At 70.8% G+C, this 17,023-nt stretch carries 15 protein-coding genes; 2 read left to right on the top strand and 13 right to left on the bottom strand.

Annotated elements, in window-relative coordinates:
- Positions 1-11 precede the first annotated feature (11 nt).
- From ABF401_RS02050 to ABF401_RS01995, 12 genes are all read right to left on the bottom strand, one after another.
- A complete protein-coding gene (locus tag ABF401_RS02050) occupies positions 12-872 on the bottom strand; it encodes a dioxygenase family protein (RefSeq protein ID WP_353507866.1) in 861 nt (286 codons plus the stop codon).
- A gap of 110 nt (positions 873-982) precedes the next feature.
- A complete protein-coding gene (aroQ, locus tag ABF401_RS02045) occupies positions 983-1,420 on the bottom strand; it encodes a type II 3-dehydroquinate dehydratase (RefSeq protein ID WP_353507865.1) in 438 nt (145 codons plus the stop codon).
- Positions 1,421-1,496: 76 nt separating this feature from the next.
- Positions 1,497-2,585 (bottom strand): 3-dehydroquinate synthase, encoded by a 1,089-nt coding sequence (gene aroB, locus ABF401_RS02040; RefSeq protein WP_353507864.1) that lies wholly within the window; start codon positions 2,583-2,585, stop codon positions 1,497-1,499.
- Positions 2,582-3,109 (bottom strand): shikimate kinase, encoded by a 528-nt coding sequence (locus ABF401_RS02035; RefSeq protein ID WP_353507863.1) that lies wholly within the window; start codon positions 3,107-3,109, stop codon positions 2,582-2,584. Before ABF401_RS02035 ends, aroB begins: the two co-directional genes overlap by 4 nt.
- Positions 3,103-4,320 (bottom strand): chorismate synthase, encoded by a 1,218-nt coding sequence (aroC, locus tag ABF401_RS02030; RefSeq protein ID WP_353507862.1) that lies wholly within the window; start codon positions 4,318-4,320, stop codon positions 3,103-3,105. The genes ABF401_RS02035 and aroC overlap by 7 nt, the downstream gene beginning before the upstream one ends.
- A gap of 60 nt (positions 4,321-4,380) precedes the next feature.
- Entirely contained in the window at positions 4,381-4,956 is a 576-nt protein-coding gene (locus tag ABF401_RS02025; protein ID WP_353507861.1) for an NADPH-dependent FMN reductase, read from the bottom strand.
- 100 nt (positions 4,957-5,056) lie between these two features.
- On the bottom strand, positions 5,057-5,758 hold the full coding sequence (locus tag ABF401_RS02020; protein WP_353507860.1) for an A24 family peptidase: 702 nt from the start codon (positions 5,756-5,758) through the stop codon (positions 5,057-5,059).
- Entirely contained in the window at positions 5,755-6,591 is an 837-nt protein-coding gene (locus tag ABF401_RS02015) for a shikimate dehydrogenase (protein ID WP_353507859.1), read from the bottom strand. The genes ABF401_RS02020 and ABF401_RS02015 overlap by 4 nt, the downstream gene beginning before the upstream one ends.
- A gap of 16 nt (positions 6,592-6,607) precedes the next feature.
- Positions 6,608-7,831, bottom strand: a complete 1,224-nt coding sequence (gene mltG, locus ABF401_RS02010; protein WP_353507858.1) for an endolytic transglycosylase MltG — start codon at positions 7,829-7,831, stop codon at positions 6,608-6,610.
- Positions 7,828-8,325, bottom strand: a complete 498-nt coding sequence (gene ruvX, locus ABF401_RS02005) for a Holliday junction resolvase RuvX (RefSeq protein WP_353507887.1) — start codon at positions 8,323-8,325, stop codon at positions 7,828-7,830. Before ruvX ends, mltG begins: the two co-directional genes overlap by 4 nt.
- 2 nt (positions 8,326-8,327) lie before the next feature.
- Positions 8,328-11,000 carry an alanine--tRNA ligase gene (alaS, locus tag ABF401_RS02000; RefSeq protein ID WP_353507857.1) on the bottom strand — a complete coding sequence of 891 codons (2,673 nt, stop codon included), beginning with the start codon at positions 10,998-11,000 and terminating at the stop codon, positions 8,328-8,330.
- Positions 11,001-11,300: 300 nt separating this feature from the next.
- Positions 11,301-12,683, bottom strand: coding sequence for a replication-associated recombination protein A (locus ABF401_RS01995; RefSeq protein ID WP_502908180.1), 1,383 nt, complete (start codon positions 12,681-12,683; stop codon positions 11,301-11,303).
- Between the two features lie 39 nt (positions 12,684-12,722).
- Here ABF401_RS01995 and ABF401_RS01990 point away from each other — a divergent pair, with 39 nt between their 5' ends.
- Both ABF401_RS01990 and ABF401_RS01985 read left to right on the top strand, forming a co-directional pair.
- Positions 12,723-14,927 (top strand): MMPL family transporter, encoded by a 2,205-nt coding sequence (locus ABF401_RS01990; protein WP_353507856.1) that lies wholly within the window; start codon positions 12,723-12,725, stop codon positions 14,925-14,927.
- Between the two features lie 7 nt (positions 14,928-14,934).
- Entirely contained in the window at positions 14,935-15,744 is an 810-nt protein-coding gene (locus ABF401_RS01985; protein ID WP_353507855.1) for a GNAT family N-acetyltransferase, read from the top strand.
- Between the two features lie 119 nt (positions 15,745-15,863).
- On the opposite strand, the gene aspS is transcribed toward ABF401_RS01985, so the two are convergent.
- Positions 15,864-17,023: aspartate--tRNA ligase (aspS, locus tag ABF401_RS01980; protein WP_353507854.1), on the bottom strand; the 1,160-nt coding region annotated here is incomplete at its 5' end.

Here is a 17,023-nt window from a genome sequence, read left to right as displayed (position 1 = left end):
GACGCCCGCGGTCAGACGCCGATGGTCAGGTGCGCCGTCCAGCCCTGGTCGTTGTCGCCTGACATCGTCGCGAGCTGGTGGCGTCCGCCGTCGTCACCGAAGACGTTGTCGGTCGCCGGGGAGAGGCCGCTCAGGTTGCGGAGGCTCTCGTCGTAGCCGGTGGTCCCGTAGACCCCCTCACACGCGGCCTGGGGCAACGCCAGCTGGGAGGTCTTGACGATGGGGCCGCTCGACGTCGCATCGTCCACGCCCTCATAGATCTCGAAGTGCACGTGCGGCCACCGCCCCGGGTAGCACCCGGGATAGACGGAGCTGAAGGTCACCGTCCCCGTCGCATCGGTCACCTGGACGCCACGGAGGTAGTTCTCCTGCTCGGCCCCGCTCGAGTACATCGAGTAGTTGCCGTCCCGGTCGCAGTGCCAGACGTACACGGCAGCTCCGACCCGCGCCTGGCTCGTGCCCGCGTCCTTCACCGTGATCCGGATCGTCAGGGGGACACCGTCGGCCACTCGAGTGGAGGTGCCGAAGCTGCCGCGGATGTCCGAGCGCACGATCCCCGAGTCGTCGAGGACGTCCTGGCCGTTCGACCCGTCTCCGGGGAACGGTCCCGCCGTCTCGTCGGGCACCTCGACGAGCGCAGCGCCCCCGGTGGCCGACGTGCCACCATTCGTCGCGGCCGTCGTCTCCGCAGCTGTGGCGGAGGTCGCGGTGCCGGCCCGCGACGCCGGATCGGCCGGTGTGCACGCCGCGAGGGCACCGGCCAGTCCCAGGCCGCCCATCAGGGCCATGGCGCGTCGGCGGTCGAGAAGCGTGGCCACGTCGAACGCGAGCCCGTGGTCCTGCGGGTGGTCCGGCTCCTCGAATGCCTCCATCACGGCCCTCCTTCCAGGGGCGTCAGCTGGTGGTCGGCCCCGTTGTGCTCAGCAGCCTCGATGCCGGAACGGTGCCGGTCATGTGGCTCGCCTGTGCTCTCCGTGTGTGCTCAGACCAGGGCCCGGAGCCCGAGCAGGTAGGACTGCAGGCCGAATCCGGCGATGGTGCCGGTCGCTACGGGGGCGATGACCGAGGTGTGCCGGAACCCCTCTCGCGCAGCCGGATTGGACAGGTGCACCTCGACGAGGGACCGGCCGCTCGTGGTCACGATGGCGCAGGCGTCGCGGACCGCATACGAGTAGTGCGTGAACGCAGCGGGATTGAGCACGACGTCCGCCCGCTCGTCGACCGCCTCGTGGAGCCAGTCGATGAGCTCGCCCTCGTGGTTGGTCTGCCGGCAGTCGGCGATGAGACCGAGGTCCCGCGCCTCCCGCTGGACGGCGGCGTGGATGTCGTCGAGCGTGTCGGACCCGTAGACGTCCGGCTCCCGCGAGCCGAGCCGGTTGAGGTTGGGGCCCGAGAGGACGAAGACCGTGGGTGCCGTCATGGCGGGAGTCTAGAAGCAGATTGCGTATGCCGCTGGGCTCGCGCGCCGACGCACGCCGGCATGGCGTGTGGCTGCGTCAGCGCGTCGACACCCGCGCGTAGGCCTCACGGAGCGCCTCTTCGGAGGGACCGATGAGCCGGCCGGGCCGGGCCAGGCCGTCGAGGACGACGAAGCGCAATGTCGAGCCGCGGGACTTCTTGTCCCGCCGCATGACCGGCAGGAGGGCGGCCCAGCGGTCGCCCCGGTAGGTCGTCGGGAGGCCGACGGACTCGAGGACCATCCGGTGCCGCGCCACCAGCTCGTCTCCCTCCGGGCCGGAGAGGTGACCGGAGAGCCGGGCGAGCTCGGCGGCGTACACCATGCCGACACTGACGGCCTCGCCGTGGCGCCAGGTGTAGCCCTCGACCTGCTCGATCGCGTGCCCGAACGTGTGCCCGTAGTTGAGGATCTCGCGCAGCCAGCTCTCCCTGAGGTCCGCGGCCACGACATCGGCCTTGACCTGGATCGAGCGCTCGAGGAGCTCACGCAAGCGGGGGTTGTCGTACCGGCGGGCCGCGAGGGGATCGGACTCGACGAGCTCGAGGATGACCGGGTCCGCGATGAAACCGGCCTTGATGACCTCGGCGAGGCCACCGGCGAGGTCGGCCTCCGGCAAGGTCGTCAGGACGTCGACGTCACAGAGCACACCGGCCGGCTCGTGGAAGGCGCCGACGAGGTTCTTGCCCTCGGGTGTGTTGATCCCGGTCTTGCCCCCGACTGCCGCATCGACCATGCCGAGCACGGTGGTCGGGACCTGGACGACCTGGACACCACGCAACCAGGTCGCCGCCACGAAGCCAGCGAGGTCGGTGACCGTGCCCCCTCCGACACCGACGATCGCGTCGCTCCTCGTGAACCCCGCGTCGCCGAGCCGGCTCCAGAGCGAGGCGGCGACGGAGGACGTCTTGGCCGACTCCGCGTCGGGCACCTCGGCGAGCTCAGCGGCATACCCCTTGTCGGTGAGCGTCCGGGCCACCCGCGCGCCAAGGCCGGCGAGGGCCGGGGGGTGGACGACGAGCACGCGCTCGACACCGTCGGCGAGCAGGTCGGTCACGCGTGACAGGATCCCGGAGCCGACGAGTACGTCGTAGCGGCCACCGACCGAGATGGCGGTGACGTCGCTCATGCCCTGGCCGCCTCGAGCAGACCGGCGATCTGCTCAGCGATGTCAGCGGGCTCTCGACCAGCCGTGTCGACCCGGTGGGTTGCGACGCGCTCGTAGGTCGCGCGGCGGGCGTTCATCATGGCAACCCAGGACGCCCGCGGGTTGACGGTGAGCAGCGGCCGCGAACGGTCGAAGCCGATGCGCTTGCTCGCGTCGGCTATGGCGACGTCGAGGAACACGACGACCTGGCCGGCGAGGGCTGCCTCCGTCTGCGGGTCCATCACGGCGCCGCCCCCCAGGGCCACCACCCCCGTCTCCTCGGCAAGGACCCGCGCCACCTCCGCGCGCTCGAGGTCCCTGAAGGCGGGCTCACCGTCATCGACGAAGATGTCCGAGATCGACTTGCCGGCGCCCGCCTCGATGGCCGCGTCGGTGTCGTGCAGGGGCGCGCCGAGTCGCGCGGACAGAGCCCGTCCCACCGTGGTCTTGCCGGAGCCCGGCGGGCCGACAAGGACGACGAGGGGCCGGTTCGCCGCCGTCACCATGTGCGCAGGCTCTCAGGGATCGCCGCGAGGTACGCGTCGTGGTTGCGGGCCGTCTCGCTGACCGAGTCGCCGCCGAACTTCTCCACGCAGGCCTCCGCAAGGACGAGGGCGACCATCGCCTCGGCGACGACCCCCGCCGCCGGGACCGCACAGACGTCGGACCGCTGATGGATGGCGGTGGCTGCCTCGCCCGTCGCGACGTCGACCGTGGCCAACGCCCGAGGGACGGTACTGATCGGCTTCATCGCGGCACGCACCCGGAGCGGCTCGCCCGTCGACATGCCACCCTCGGTGCCGCCGGCTCGACCGGTGCGCCTGCTGATCACACCGTCGACGAGGTCCATCTCGTCGTGCGCCTGCGAGCCGCGGCGACGCGCCGTCTCGAAGCCGTCACCGATCTCGACGCCCTTGATGGCCTGGATGCTCATCAGGGCAGCGGCCAGGCGGGCGTCGAGCTTGCGGTCCCAGTGGACGTGGGAGCCCAGGCCCGGGGGGAGCCCGTAGGCGACCACCTCGACGACGCCGCCCAACGTGTCGCCGTCCTTGCGGGCCGCGTCGACCTCGGCCACCATCGCCGCTGATGCACCGGCCGAGAGGGCGCGGACCGGATCGGCGTCGAGGCGCTCGACGTCGTCAGGGTCCGGCACGGCTCCGGTGGGGTCCGCCACGGTCCCGATGGACACGGTGTGCGACACGAGCCGGATGCCGTAGGCCTGCTCGAGGAACCTGGCCGCGACCTCGCCGAGTGCGACCCGGGCCGCCGTCTCGCGCGCGGAGGCTCGCTCGAGGACCGGCCGGGCATCGGTGTGGCCGTACTTCTGCATGCCGACGAGGTCGGCGTGGCCGGGCCGCGGTCGCGTCAACGGCTTGTTGCGCGCGAGCTCCTTCTCGGCGTTGACGTCGTCGGCGGCGAGGAGGGCCTCCTCGCTCACGGGTTCCGGGCTCATGACCGTGGTCCACTTGGGCCACTCGCTGTTGCCGATGCGAATGGCGATGGGTGAACCGAGCGAGACCCCATGGCGTAGTCCGGCGAGGAACTCCACCTCGTCCTGCTCGAACTTCATCCGGGCGCCGCGACCGTAACCGAGCCGCCTGCGGGCGAGGGCGTCCTGGACGTTCTTGGCGGTGACCTCGACACCGGCCGGCAGGCCCTCGATCACGGCCATGAGGGCGGGGCCGTGCGACTCACCGGCCGTCAACCATCGCAGCATGGGACGATCCTCCCACGCGTCTCGCGGCGGCCCGGTGGCACGCCCGCCGACCGGGACGGCTCAGAGCTCGTCGGGCGGCAGGACGGTGAGAACGCGGGCGATGAACTCGTGGAACTCCTGCATGTAGGTCCGCAGGAAGGACTCCAGCTCCGGGTTGGTGATCTCCCCGTTCTCGCCGTAGTCCTCCGGCTTGAAGTGGATGTAGGCCTCGACTGCGTTCATGAGCGGGCTGTTGCAGAAGGCCATCACCTGCTTGAGGCTCTGCTGGGCGACCGCCGTCCCGATGGCGCCCATCGAGGCGCCGATGACCGCGGACGGCTTGCGGGCGAAGGAGTTCTGGCCCCAGGGCCGACTGGCCCAGTCGATCGCGTTCTTGAGTGCTCCCGGGATGGACCGGTTGTACTCCGGGCTGACGAAGAGAACCGCGTCGACGCCGGCGATGGCCTCCTTGAGTGCCCGGCCCTCGGGCGGGTAGTCGGCGTCGTAGTCGTAGCTGTACAGCGGGAGGTTGCCGATGGGGATCTCGGTGAACTGCATGTTCGGGGGAGCGACCCGGATCAGCGCCTTCGACAGCGTCCGGTTGATGGAGCCCTTGGCGAGGCTGCCGACGAAGTAGCCGACCTTCTGCGCTGCCATCCTGTCGGACCCTTCTCGTCGGCGGGATGCATGACGGGACACCCGTACCCGCTTCGGCTGTTGTCACCGCTTGGGCCGGTGCCACCGCGTCGGCGGCGGATCAGAGGAGCGGGCGGATCTCGACGAGGAGCCCGAGGAGGGCCCCGACCAGCATCCACGGGCCGAAGGCGATGTGGTCCTTGCGCGATCCCCGCCGCAGGACGATCCGGCCCAGACCGTAGAGGCCGGAGAGGAGGAACGCCGCATAGGTCGCGATGACGGGCGCCCAGGGCGAGAGGTAGCCGGTGGCGATGCCGATGAGCCCCGCGAGGGTGACGTCTCCGAGGCCGAAGCCACTGCGCAGCAGGGCGGCGACGAGCGCCAGCAGGAAGTAGATGCCCCAGAGCACGGCGCCCGCGACGAGGCCGCGGCGCAGGGCCGCCCAGTCCCCGGAGGCCAACGACGCCAGGGCCAGCTGACCGACGAGCATGGGATAGGCAGGTCGCGTCAGGCCGTGCGGCAGCCGGTGGACGTCGACGTCGACCCAGGCCAGGCCCATGCCGACCGTGGCGAAACCGAGATAGGCCGGCGCGAGGGCGTATTCGGAGGCGGGCCCGAACCGCCACGCGAGCAGGCCCCACAACACCGCGAGCGTCACCGCCACGACCGAGACCGCGGCGCGCGGGCCCGGACCGGTCTCGTGGTCCAGCCGGTAGCCGAGGGTCGCGAGACGCGTGCCAAGCACCCACCCGACGCCGCCGCCCGCGACGCACAGGGCTGCGACGTACCACCACGGCGTCGGTGGGAAGTCGACCCAGGTCACGCTTCGGCCCCGGGCCGCTGCCGCCTCCGCTTCGCGAGCTCGCGGTCGAGCGCGTCCGCCATGGCCTCGAGCGGTGCCGGGCGCCCGGTCATGAGGCAGACCTGCTCGGTCGCCTGGTGCAGCAGCATGACGGTGCCGTCCTGCACCGTCCAGCCGGCGGCCGCAGCCGCGGCCTGCAATGGCGTGCGCCCGGCGCCGTAGACGACGTCCAGCACCGCGCGCCGACTCTCGTCGCGATCGGGACGCGGGAAGGCTCCGAGCCCGATCACCGCGGCCGGGGGAACGGTGCTGATGACGACGTCACTCGGCGACCACGTGCCCATCGAAACCTCCGAGACGGTGATGCCGGCGCGACGGGCCTGGTCGACCGTCTCCGGTCGCGCGCTGGCGCGCACCATGAAGGTGATGTGGCGGGTCCCGGACGAGGCGAGTGCGGCCACGGCGGAGCGGGCCGTGGCGCCGCTGCCGATGATCAACGCTCGGGTCGTGTCGTGACAGCCCGCGTCGCGCAAGGCGCGTGCGATGCCGATGACGTCGGTGTTGTGGGCCGTCCAGCCGGCTGGCTCCCGCACAAGGGTGTTGGCGGCTCCGGTGGCGGCCGCGGTGGCCGTGACTCGGGTGGCCGCGCGGAGAGCCACCTCCTTGAGCGGCATCGTCAGCGAGAGTCCGCGCCACTGGTCGTCGAGCCCCGCGAGCGCGCCGTCGAAACCCGGTGCGTCGACCTCGCGTGCCTCGTACGTCCAGTCGTCCAGACCGAGAGCCGCGTAGGCGGCCAGGTGCAGGACCGGGGAGAGGGAATGCGCGATCGGCGACCCCCACACCGCACACTTCACGCCGCGGCCGCCACGCTCAGCACTGGCCCTTGTTCGCCTGGCACCACTTCTGGAACTCGGCGACGTTCGCCTGGTGCTCCTCGTAGGTGACGGCGAACTTGGTCGTCCCCTTGGTGGGGTCGACCGTGACGAAGTAGAGCCACGGGCCCGGAGCCGGCTGGGCTGCGGCTTGGATCGCGCTCTCGCCCGGGTTGCCGATCGGCCCCGGCGGCAGGCCCGTCACCTGGTACGTGTTGTAGGGGCTCTTGCTGGCCCGGTCCTCATCGGTCGTGGTGATGCCGTGCTTGCCGATCGCATAGTTGACCGTGGAGTCGAACTGGAGCGGCATCTTCTGGGCGAGCCGGTTCTCGACCACCCGGGCGACCTTCGGGCGGTCCTCGGCGAAGCGCGCCTCCGCCTCGACGAGACTCGCCACGATCATGGTGCGCTCCATCTTCTCCGGAGTCACCCCGAGCGCCTCGAGGCGCTCCGTCGACTCGGCGACCATCGTGCGGAGGTGGTCGACTGCCGTGGTGTCCGGCTCGAACTCGTAGCTCGCCGGGAAGAGATATCCCTCGACGTTGCCCTTCGCCGAGGCCGGCAGCCCGAGCGCGGCGGCGTCCTTGGCCGCCTTGGCGTAGTCGGCGACCGGGATTCCTGTCGCAGCGGACAGGATGGGATAGACCTCCTTGGCCCACTTCCCCTCCGGCACCACGACTTTGGTGACGATGCGGTTGGCCGGGTCGACGAGGACGGCGAGTGCGTCGGTTGCACTCATCTGGGAGCGCATCTCGTAGACACCGGGCTGGATGCCGGCACTCTTCGGATCATCCTTGGCCGCCTCGATGAACGCCTTCGTCGTCTTGACGACGTCCTGCTCCACGAGGGCTGTCGCGATGGCCGATCCACCGGCACCGTGGGCCACGGTGACGCGTACCGAGCCCGAGCCCGGACCGGGATAGTCGTTCGGCTCGAAGAACCCCACGACGACCGGTCGCAGGTAGGTGTAGGCGATGGCCACTCCACCACCGACGATGGCCAGGGCAAGCACGATGACGGCAAGACGGCGCAGCACGGAGGGCTTGCTTCGGGGCGAGGTCCGCCGCCGCTTGGCCGCGCGTTGCGCGGCGAGCTCGGCTTCCTTCGCCTCTCGGCGGGTCCGCGGCGGTGGCGGCGGTGGGACCTGCTCGTCCGTGTGGCCCTGGACCTCGCGGGACTCGTCGTGGTCACCGAAGATGGACGCCTCGAGATGGTCCTTCATCGTCGACGTTCCTTCTTCCGTGCTTTGCCGAGCGAGACGATCTCGCCCGAAGGCCTGCCCGACGAGGCTTCCGCATCGAGGGCCGACTGGAGGATCAGCACGGCGGCAGCCTGGTCGACGACGGACCGTTGTCCCCGACCCGGCACACCGCTGTCGTGCAGTCTCTTGTGTGCCGCCACCGTGGTCAAGCGCTCGTCGATGAGCCGCACCGGCACGGGAGCAACCCGGGCGGCGAGCTGGCCGGCATAATCCCGAGCGATCCGGGCCGCCGTGCCCTCCTGGCCGGACAGCAGCCTCGGGAGACCGACGACGACCTCGAGTGCGGCCCGCGCGGTCACGAGGGCAGCGATCGCCTCGACATCGGCGCCGTCGCGCTCGTCCCTGGACAACGTCTCGACGGGGTGAGCGAACGTGCCCGAAGGGTCGGAGGCGGCGACGCCGACGCGAGCGTTGCCCACGTCGACACCGATCCGCACACCGGCTCGGACGCCCACGGTCACGCGCCTCGCTGGCGGAGCTGCTCCTCGACGGCGCCGAGTGCGGTCGAGACCATCGAGGGGTCGGTACCGCCGCCCTGGGCGATGTCGTCCTTGCCGCCGCCGCCGCCCCCGAGGAGCTGTGCGGCGGTCTTGACGAAGACACCGGCCTTGAGGCCGATCTCCCGAGCGCGCTCGTTGGTCGCGACGACGACGATGGGTCGGCCGTTGGCGACACCCGCCATGGAGACGAGCGATGGCCGGTCGTTCCCGAGGCGGCGGCGCACGTCGAGGACGAGGCCGCGCAGGTCGTCGGCCGTGACGTCCGCTCCCGCGTCGTGGCTGACGAACGTCACGCCGCCGAAGTCGCGAGCCGAGGCGACGAGCCCGGGCGCCGCACCGAGGACCTGGGCCTGCTTGACCGCTGCGATCTCCTTCTCGGCTTCCTTGAGCTTGGTGAGGATGCTCGCGATCCGGTCGGGCAGCTCTTCCTTGCGGACCTTGAGCTGGTCGGTGAGCTGGCCGACGATCGCCGCCTCGCGGGCCAGGTAGTGATACGCATCCGAGCCCACGAGGGCCTCGACCCGTCGCACACCGGAGCCGATCGACGCCTCGCCGAGCAGCTTGACGACGCCGAGCTGGCCGACCCGCAGGGCGTGGGTACCACCGCAGAGCTCCCGGGACCACTCGCCGATGGAGACGACCCGGACCCGGTCGCCGTACTTCTCGCCGAACAGCGCCAACGCACCCATCCGCCGGGCCTCGTCGAGCGACATGACGTCGGCCATGACGGGCAGGTCGTCGAGCAGGACCGCGTTGACCTTGGCCTCGATGTCAGCCATCGCCTCGTGCGGCACCGAGCTCTGCGCCTTGAAGTCGAAGCGCAGTCGGCCCGGCGAGTTCTCGGAGCCGGCCTGCGTCGCCGTGTCGCCGAGCTCCTCCCGTAGGGCCTGGTGGACCATGTGCGTCGCGGTGTGCGCGCGCGAGACCGACCGACGCCTCGCCACGTCGACGGCCGCCTCGGCCTCGACGCCCGTGACCGCCTCCCCCTCGAGGACCGTCGCGCGATGGACGATGAGGCCGTTCACCGGCTTCTGGACGTCCCGCACCTCGATGAGCGCACCGCCCGCGAGGCGGATCCGCCCGTGGTCGGCCAGCTGCCCACCGGCCTCGGCATAGAGGGGGGTGCGGTCGAGCACGATCTCGACCTCGTCACCCGCGCTCACGGACTCGACCAGCTCGCCCTCGTGGATGAGGCCGCGAACTCGGGCCTCGGAGACCACCTCGTCGTAGCCGGTGAACTCGACCTCTCGACCGAGCTGGTCCGCCAGCCGGCGGTAGACGGACACGTCGCCGTGCGTCATCTTCTTGGCCTTCGCGTCGGCCTTGGCCCGGTCCCGCTGCTCGGCCATGAGCCGCCTGAAGCCAGCCTCGTCGACGTTGAGGCCCTGCTCGGCCGCCATCTCGAGGGTGAGGTCGATCGGGAAGCCGTACGTGTCATGCAGCTGGAACGCCTCGGTGCCGCCGAGGGTCCCCGACCCGCTGGACTTGGCCCGGGCCACGGCGACGTCGAGGATCGTCGTGCCCGCGCTCAGCGTCCGGTGGAAGGCGTCCTCCTCCGCGTAGGCGACCTGGCTGATCCGGGCGAAGCCGGTCTCGAGCTCGGGATAGGAGGCGCGCATCTGGTCCTTGCTCACGGGCAGCAGGTGCTCGAGAGTCGGGACGTCCACGCCGAGCAGGCGCATCGAGCGGACCGCGCGCCGGATGAGCCGGCGCAGCACGTAGCCCCGGCCCTCATTGCCCGGCGTGACGCCGTCGCCGATGAGCATGAGCGCGGAGCGCACGTGGTCCGCGACGACCCGGAACCTGATGTCGTCCTCGAGGTCGGCCCCGTAGCGGCGCCCTGACAGCTCCTCGGCGGCCGCGATGACGGGGAACACCTCGTCGATCTCGTAGAGGTTGTCGACGCCTTGGAGCAGGTAGGCGACCCGCTCGAGTCCCATGCCGGTGTCGATGTTGCGCTTCGGCAGGGGGCCGGCGATGTCGAAGTCGTCCTTGGCCCGGACCGCGGACAGGTCGTCCTGCATGAACACGAGGTTCCAGAACTCGAGGTACCGGTCGCCCGCCTCCCAGTCACGGTCCGCGCCGAACTCGGGGCCGCGGTCGATGAGGATCTCGGAGCACGGTCCGCCCGGCCCGGCGACGCCCATGTTCCAGTAGTTGTCCTTCTTCCCCAGGCGCACGATGCGGTCGTCAGGGAGTCCCGCGACCCGCTTCCAGAGCGCGATCGCCTCGTCGTCCTCGTGGTAGACGGAGGCGTAGAGGTCCTTCTCGTCGAACCCGTACCCCCCGTCGTGCTGCGGCCTCGTCACGAGCTCCCAGGCGAGCTCGATGGCGCCCTCCTTGAAGTAGTCGCCGAAGCTGAAGTTGCCGTTCATCTGGAAGAAGGTGCCGTGTCGGGTCGTCTTGCCGACCTCCTCGATGTCGAGGGTTCGCACGCACTTCTGCACGCTCGTCGCGCGAGTGAACGGCGGCGTCTCCTGACCGAGGAAGTACGGCTTGAACGGCACCATCCCGGCGTTGACGAACAGGAGGTTGGGGTCGTCGTGGACGAGCGGCGCGCTGGGGACGACGCTATGGCCCCGGCTCTCGAAGAAGGCGAGCCAGCGTCGCCTGATCTCGGCGGTTTCCATGATGGTGTGGTCCTTGCTGGTGGGGTGGATGAGGTCGGGGCGGGATCAGCACTGCTCACGTTTGCTCACGCGCGCGTGACTGACCCCCGGAGAGCTCGTGCCCACCGGACGGCTCGCGCACCCAGTCGGCCCGATGCCAACGGGCCGGTCATCTCGCACCCATCCATGACCTACAACCCTAGCCGACAAGCGGGATACCTCGTTGGGCCGTTGCCTCGTGACCCGGCCACCTTCACTCGTATGCCGCTGTGCCGGCTACCGCACCGAACCGGGCAGAAAGGGTGGTGGCCGGCTCCCGCCTCACTGGCCCAGCCGCTCCCGCAACCACTCCATCCGGCCCCTGAGGCGCTCCTCGAAACCGCGGTCCGTCGGCACGTAGTACGCGGTCTGGCCGTCGAGGTCGTCAGGTAGGTACCGCTGCCGGGCCACGGCGTCCGGCTCGTCGTGGGCGTAGACGTAGCCGGCTCCGTGCCCCAGCCGCTCCGCGCCGGCATAGCCGCTCCCGCGCAGGTGCGGTGGCACCGCACCGCCCCGGCCCGCCCGAACGTCTGCCACCGCGGCGTTGATCCCGTTGTAGGCGGCGTTCGACTTCGGCGCCAGCGCGTTGTGGACCACGGCCTGCGCCAGGATGATCCGCGCCTCGGGCATCCCGATCTGGACCACGGCATGCATGGCGGCGACGGCCGTCTGCAGGGCCGTGGGGTCCGCCATCCCGATGTCCTCGCTCGCCGCGATGACGACTCGTCGGGCGATGAAGCGCGGGTCTTCGCCCGCTTCGAGCATGCGGGCGAGGTAGTGCAGAGCCGCATCGACATCACTGCCCCGCATGGACTTGATGAGTGCGCTGGCCACGTCGTAGTGCTGGTCGCCGGCCCGGTCATAGCGGACGGCCGCGTGTGCGATCGCCTGCTCCACGTGGGCAAGGGTGATGGGGACGGGCGAGTCGTCGCTGCGCCCGGCCGGCTGCGCGTCGAGGGCAACCCCCGCCCCGGCTTCCAGGGAGGTCAGGGCGCGGCGGGCGTCGCCGCCCGATGTCCGCACCACGTGGTCCATGGCGGCTGCGTCCAGCGTGTGCGCTCCGGCCAATCCTCGCTCGTCAGACAGCGCGGACTCCACGACCTCGCGGATGTCCGTGTCGGACAGGGGCTTCAGGGTCACCAGCACGGAGCGGGACAAGAGGGGAGCAATGATGCTGAAGGACGGGTTCTCGGTGGTCGCAGCGACGAGGATGACGGTCCGGTTCTCGACACCGGGCAACAGTGCGTCCTGCTGCGCCTTGGTGAACCGGTGGATCTCGTCCAGGAAGAGCACCGTCTGGCGGCCGTAGAGATCACGTTCCCGGATGGCGGACTCCATGACTGCGCGCACGTCCTTGACCCCGGCCGTCACGGCGGACAGCTCGACGAAGCGCCGATCCGTCGCTGTCGCGACGAGGTGGGCGAGCGTCGTCTTGCCGGTCCCGGGAGGGCCCCAGATGATCGCCGAGAGGGGGCCTGCCGCGCCTCCGCTGCCCTCGATGAGGCGCCGGAGTGGGCTTCCCGGGCGGAGCACCGCCTGCTGTCCCCGGACCTCGTCGAGCGAGCGAGGCCGCATCCGCGCGGCCAGCGGGGCACCACCCGCCGAGGCCGGCAGCCCCTCACGCTCGGCCGCTGATGCGGCACCGAAGAGGTCGTCCGTGGTCACTGTGGAAGGCTATCTGGCGTGCGCGAAGGATCCACCTCGATGACAGCGCCCGGGCCAGAGTTCCCGACCGCGAGCCGGACGTTCCTCGCGCGGCTCGGACGCCATACCGGGCAGCACCCCCTGTGGTGGGTCGCCGGGTGGGTCGCCGCCGCCGTCCTCTGCTTCGCCGTCGCGGTGGGCGGCGTCACCGGGGAGTCCTTGTTCAAGCGGCTGACGTCGGGTGAGCCCCGGGTCCCCGGCCAGTCCCAGACGGCACGGGACATCATCGAGTCGGTCGAGCCCTCCCTGGACAACGTGATGCTCCAGGTCGCCGGGGCTCCGTTGGGAGACCGCCGGGCCGTCGCGGCCGCGGCCGCTGCCTCGGCGCGCCTCATGGACGTCCCGGGGGTCGCAGCGGTGCGGTCACCGCTGCTCTCCCCCACAGGGCTCGATGACCCCGAGGTCCGGCCCCTCCTCGCTGGCGGCACGCCGCAGTCCGGTCGCTCCCTCACGATCGTCGACCTCGATGAGGGACTCAGCGGCAGCGAGCGCGACACGGCGCGATCGGCGGTGGAAGCACGTCTGGCCGACGTGGCGAAGGCTGTCCCGGGCGCGACCGGCTCGGTGGGCAGCTACCACCACGTGCTCAAGGCGGTCACCGGCACGATCGAGCGCGATCTCGTGCGCGGCGAGGGCATCGCGCTCCCGCTGACGTTCCTCGTCATGTTCTTCGTCTTCGGGGGCTTCGTCGCCGCCGGGATGCCGATTGCTGGCGCGATCATCTCCATTGGCGGAGCCCTCCTGTCGCTCTTCGCCTTCTCGCACGCCCTCGATCTCGACGCGACGGTCGTCAACATCGTGACGCTGCTCGGGCTCGGCCTCTCGATCGACTACGGGCTGCTCACCGTCAACCGGTTCCGCGAGGAGCTGGCCGCGATCGCGCCCAGCCACTCCCCGACGCGTGAAAAGGCCGTCCTCGCCGCTGAGCGGACCGTGGCGACCGCCGGTCGGACCGTCCTCTTCTCCGGCATCACGGTCGCGATCGCCTTGTCCGGTCTGCTCATCTTCGAGGCGGAGATCATGCGGGCCATCGGCCTCGCCGGCGTCAGCGTCGTGCTCGTGGCCATGGTGGTGGCCGTCACCCTGGTGCCCGCACTCGCCGTGCTCGGCGCCAATCGCCTGAGCCGCAAGGCATCCCGTGCAGTCGAGGACCATGGTCTCTTCTCCCGGCTCGCGGTCGTCGTGCAGCGCCGTCCCGTCGTCGTCATCCTGACGGGCCTGGTCGTCCTCGTCGCAGCGGCGCTGCCGACGCTCACCATGCGCCTCACCGCGTCGGGCACCGAGCTGCTTCCCGTGACCGCGCCACAACGGGTCTTCTTCGACACCCTGCGCAGCGACTACCCGGACCTCGCGGCACCCGAGGTGACCGTTGTCGCCCGCTCCGCCGACACCGCGGCAGTGAGGGCGGCCCTCGAGCCGCTGCGTCATGAACCGGGGGTCACCGACCTCACCGTCCGACCGCTAGGGACGGACTACCAGCTCGCCGCCTTCCACGTCGATGGGCCCCCGGCCTCGGACGAGGCCCAGGACCTCGTCACGACGATCTCAGGCCTGAAGCCCGGCTTCGAGACGTGGGTCACCGGTCAGGCATCCGGGCAGCTCGACTTCCTCGACTCGATGAGCCGGGGTGCCCCGTATGCCGTGGGTCTCGTCGTGCTCGGCACGTTCGTCCTGCTCTTCCTCATGACCGGCTCGGTCGTCATCCCCGTCAAGGCCCTGCTCCTCAACGTCATCTCGCTCGGCGCCGCGCTCGGGGTCGTCGTCTGGATCTTCCAGGACGGGAACCTGGAGGGGCCGCTCAACTTCACCTCAGTGGGCGCGGTCGAGTCGATGGTGCCTTTCCTCGTCCTCGCGTTCGGCTTCGGCCTGTCGATGGACTACGAGGTGTTCCTCCTTTCCCGCATCACGGAGGAGTACCGCGCAGGTGCGCCCAGCGACCGAGCCGTTTCTCTCGGCCTGCAGCGGACGGGGCGGATCATCACCTCCGCCGCGCTGCTCATCATCATCGTCTTCGCCGGGTTCATCGCCGGGGACATCCTCATCATCAAGCAGATGGGGGTGGCCCTCGTTGCCGCGGTGGCCATCGACGCCACCATCGTCCGAATGCTCCTCGTGCCTGCGACGATGACCGTTCTCGGCCGCTGGAACTGGTGGGCTCCGGCACCGCTGCGCCGCCTGCACCACCGCTTCGGGATCAGGGAATGAGCGACGCATGACCGGCCGGTCCCAACGGGTGCGTTCCAGCCGCCTCACGACCAACGCCGAGCTGCTGGCTGCAACCAGCGGTGACGCCTTCGTCCGCCACGACCTGCCCGACCCCCTCGAGAGCCCCGGCTGGTCGCTCGGCACCGCCGTCATCGTCCCGCGACGGACCCACACTCGCCGCCTCGGCCTCGTCGTCATGGGGCAGCCGGACGACGTCGAGCAGCTCGCGGCCGACCTCGTCGACCGGCGCTTCTTCGACGACCCTCGACTCCTCCACGCCACCGTGGACCGGACCGCCTTCCCGGCCTTCGCCGGGGTCGTACCGCTCACCGAGGTCGGGGGTGACTGGGAGTGGATGTGTACCTCGGCCGATCCTCCTCCGGTCCCCCGCGAGGATCGCGTCGTCGACCTCGACGCGGCCGACGAGGAGGACATCCGCGCCCTTCTCGAGGTGGCCAACGCCCGCACGGATGCCCGCCCCTTCGAGACCCCGGGGCAGCATTGGGTGGGGGTTCGGGACGCCGACGGCGCGCTGGTCGCCTGCGGCGTCCGCGACGAGACCCTCGCCGGCACCCCGATCCTCGAGGGGATCACCGTCCGGGCAGACCAGCGCGGCACCGGGCTGGGGCTTGCCGTCACGGCGCGCCTGACCCGCGAGGCGGTCCGTGCGCACGGCGTCTGCACCCTGGGGATGTACTCCGACAACGACGTGGCCCGGCGGCTCTACCACGGGCTCGGCTACGGCGAGGACCACGTGTGGTCGAGCCGACGCCTCGCCACGGCAACACGCCCGGCACCTCGAAACTCACCACGGTAGCCACAGGGGACGTTTCGAGGAGCCGGGCGTGTTGCGGGGTCGGCAGGCCCAGCCCCGTGCGGAGGTATGCCGCTGAGCTCGGCGAGCTCAGCGGCATACCTCCTGCTGTGGTCGGGTCGTCAGACCCGTGCCGTCGACGGCTCGGGGGTGGCGTCGACCCCCGCTTCCTTCCGCTGCTCAGGCGTGATCGGTGCGGGCGCGCCGGTGAGCGGGTCGAACCCACCACCGGACTTCGGGAAGGCGATGACGTCGCGGATCGACTCCGTCCGCGCGAGGAGCGAGACGATCCGGTCCCAGCCGAACGCGATGCCGCCGTGCGGAGGGGCGCCGTACTGGAACGCGTCGAGGAGGAAGCCGAACTTCTCCTGCGCCTCCTCGTGGCCGATTCCCATGACGTCGAAGACCCGCTCCTGGACGTCACGACGGTGGATACGGATGGAGCCGCCGCCGATCTCGTTGCCGTTGCAGACGAGGTCGTAGGCGTAGGCCAGCGCGGACCCGGGGTCCTGGTCGAAGGTGTCCTCGTACTCCTTCTTCGGGGACGTGAACGCGTGGTGCACGGCCGTCCACGCGCTGTAGCCGAGCGCGATGTCCCCCGAGGCGGTGGCCTCCGCGGCGGGCTCGAAGAGCGGTGCGTCGACGACCCAGAGGAAGCTCCACGCGTCCTCGTCGACGAGTCCGCAGCGCCGCCCGATCTCGAGGCGAGCCGCGCCCAGCAGCGCGCGGGAGGACTTGGTCGCACCGGCCGCGAAGAAGATGCAGTCGCCCGGCTGGGCTCCGACGTGCCCGGCGAGGCCGGCCCGCTCGCCATCGGTGAGGTTCTTGGCCACCGGGCCACCGAGCTCGCCGTCCTCGCCCACGAGGACGTATGCGAGACCGCGCGCGCCCCGCTGCTTGGCCCACTCCTGCCAGGCGTCGAGCTGCTTGCGCGGCTGGCTCGCACCACCCGGCATCACGACCGCACCGACGTACTCGGCCTGGAAGACCCGGAACGGCGTCTCCCTGAAGTACTCGGTGCACTCGACCAGCTCGAGTCCGAGCCGCAGGTCCGGCTTGTCGGTGCCGAACCGGCGCATCGCCTCCTCGTACGTGATCCGGGGGATCGGCGTGCTCAGCTCGTGGCCGGCCAGCCGCCACAGCGCGACGAGGATCTCCTCAGACAGCGCGATGATGTCGTCCTGGTCGACGAAGCTCATCTCGATGTCGAGCTGGGTGAACTCCGGCTGACGGTCGGCGCGGAAGTCCTCGTCGCGGTAGCAGCGCGCGATCTGGTAGTACC

This window comes from Intrasporangium sp., from assembly GCF_040414665.1.
GTDB lineage: Bacteria > Actinomycetota > Actinomycetes > Actinomycetales > Dermatophilaceae > Intrasporangium.
The sequence above is the reverse complement of the archived record's forward strand: the minus strand, read 5'-3'. Positions and strand labels throughout refer to the sequence as shown.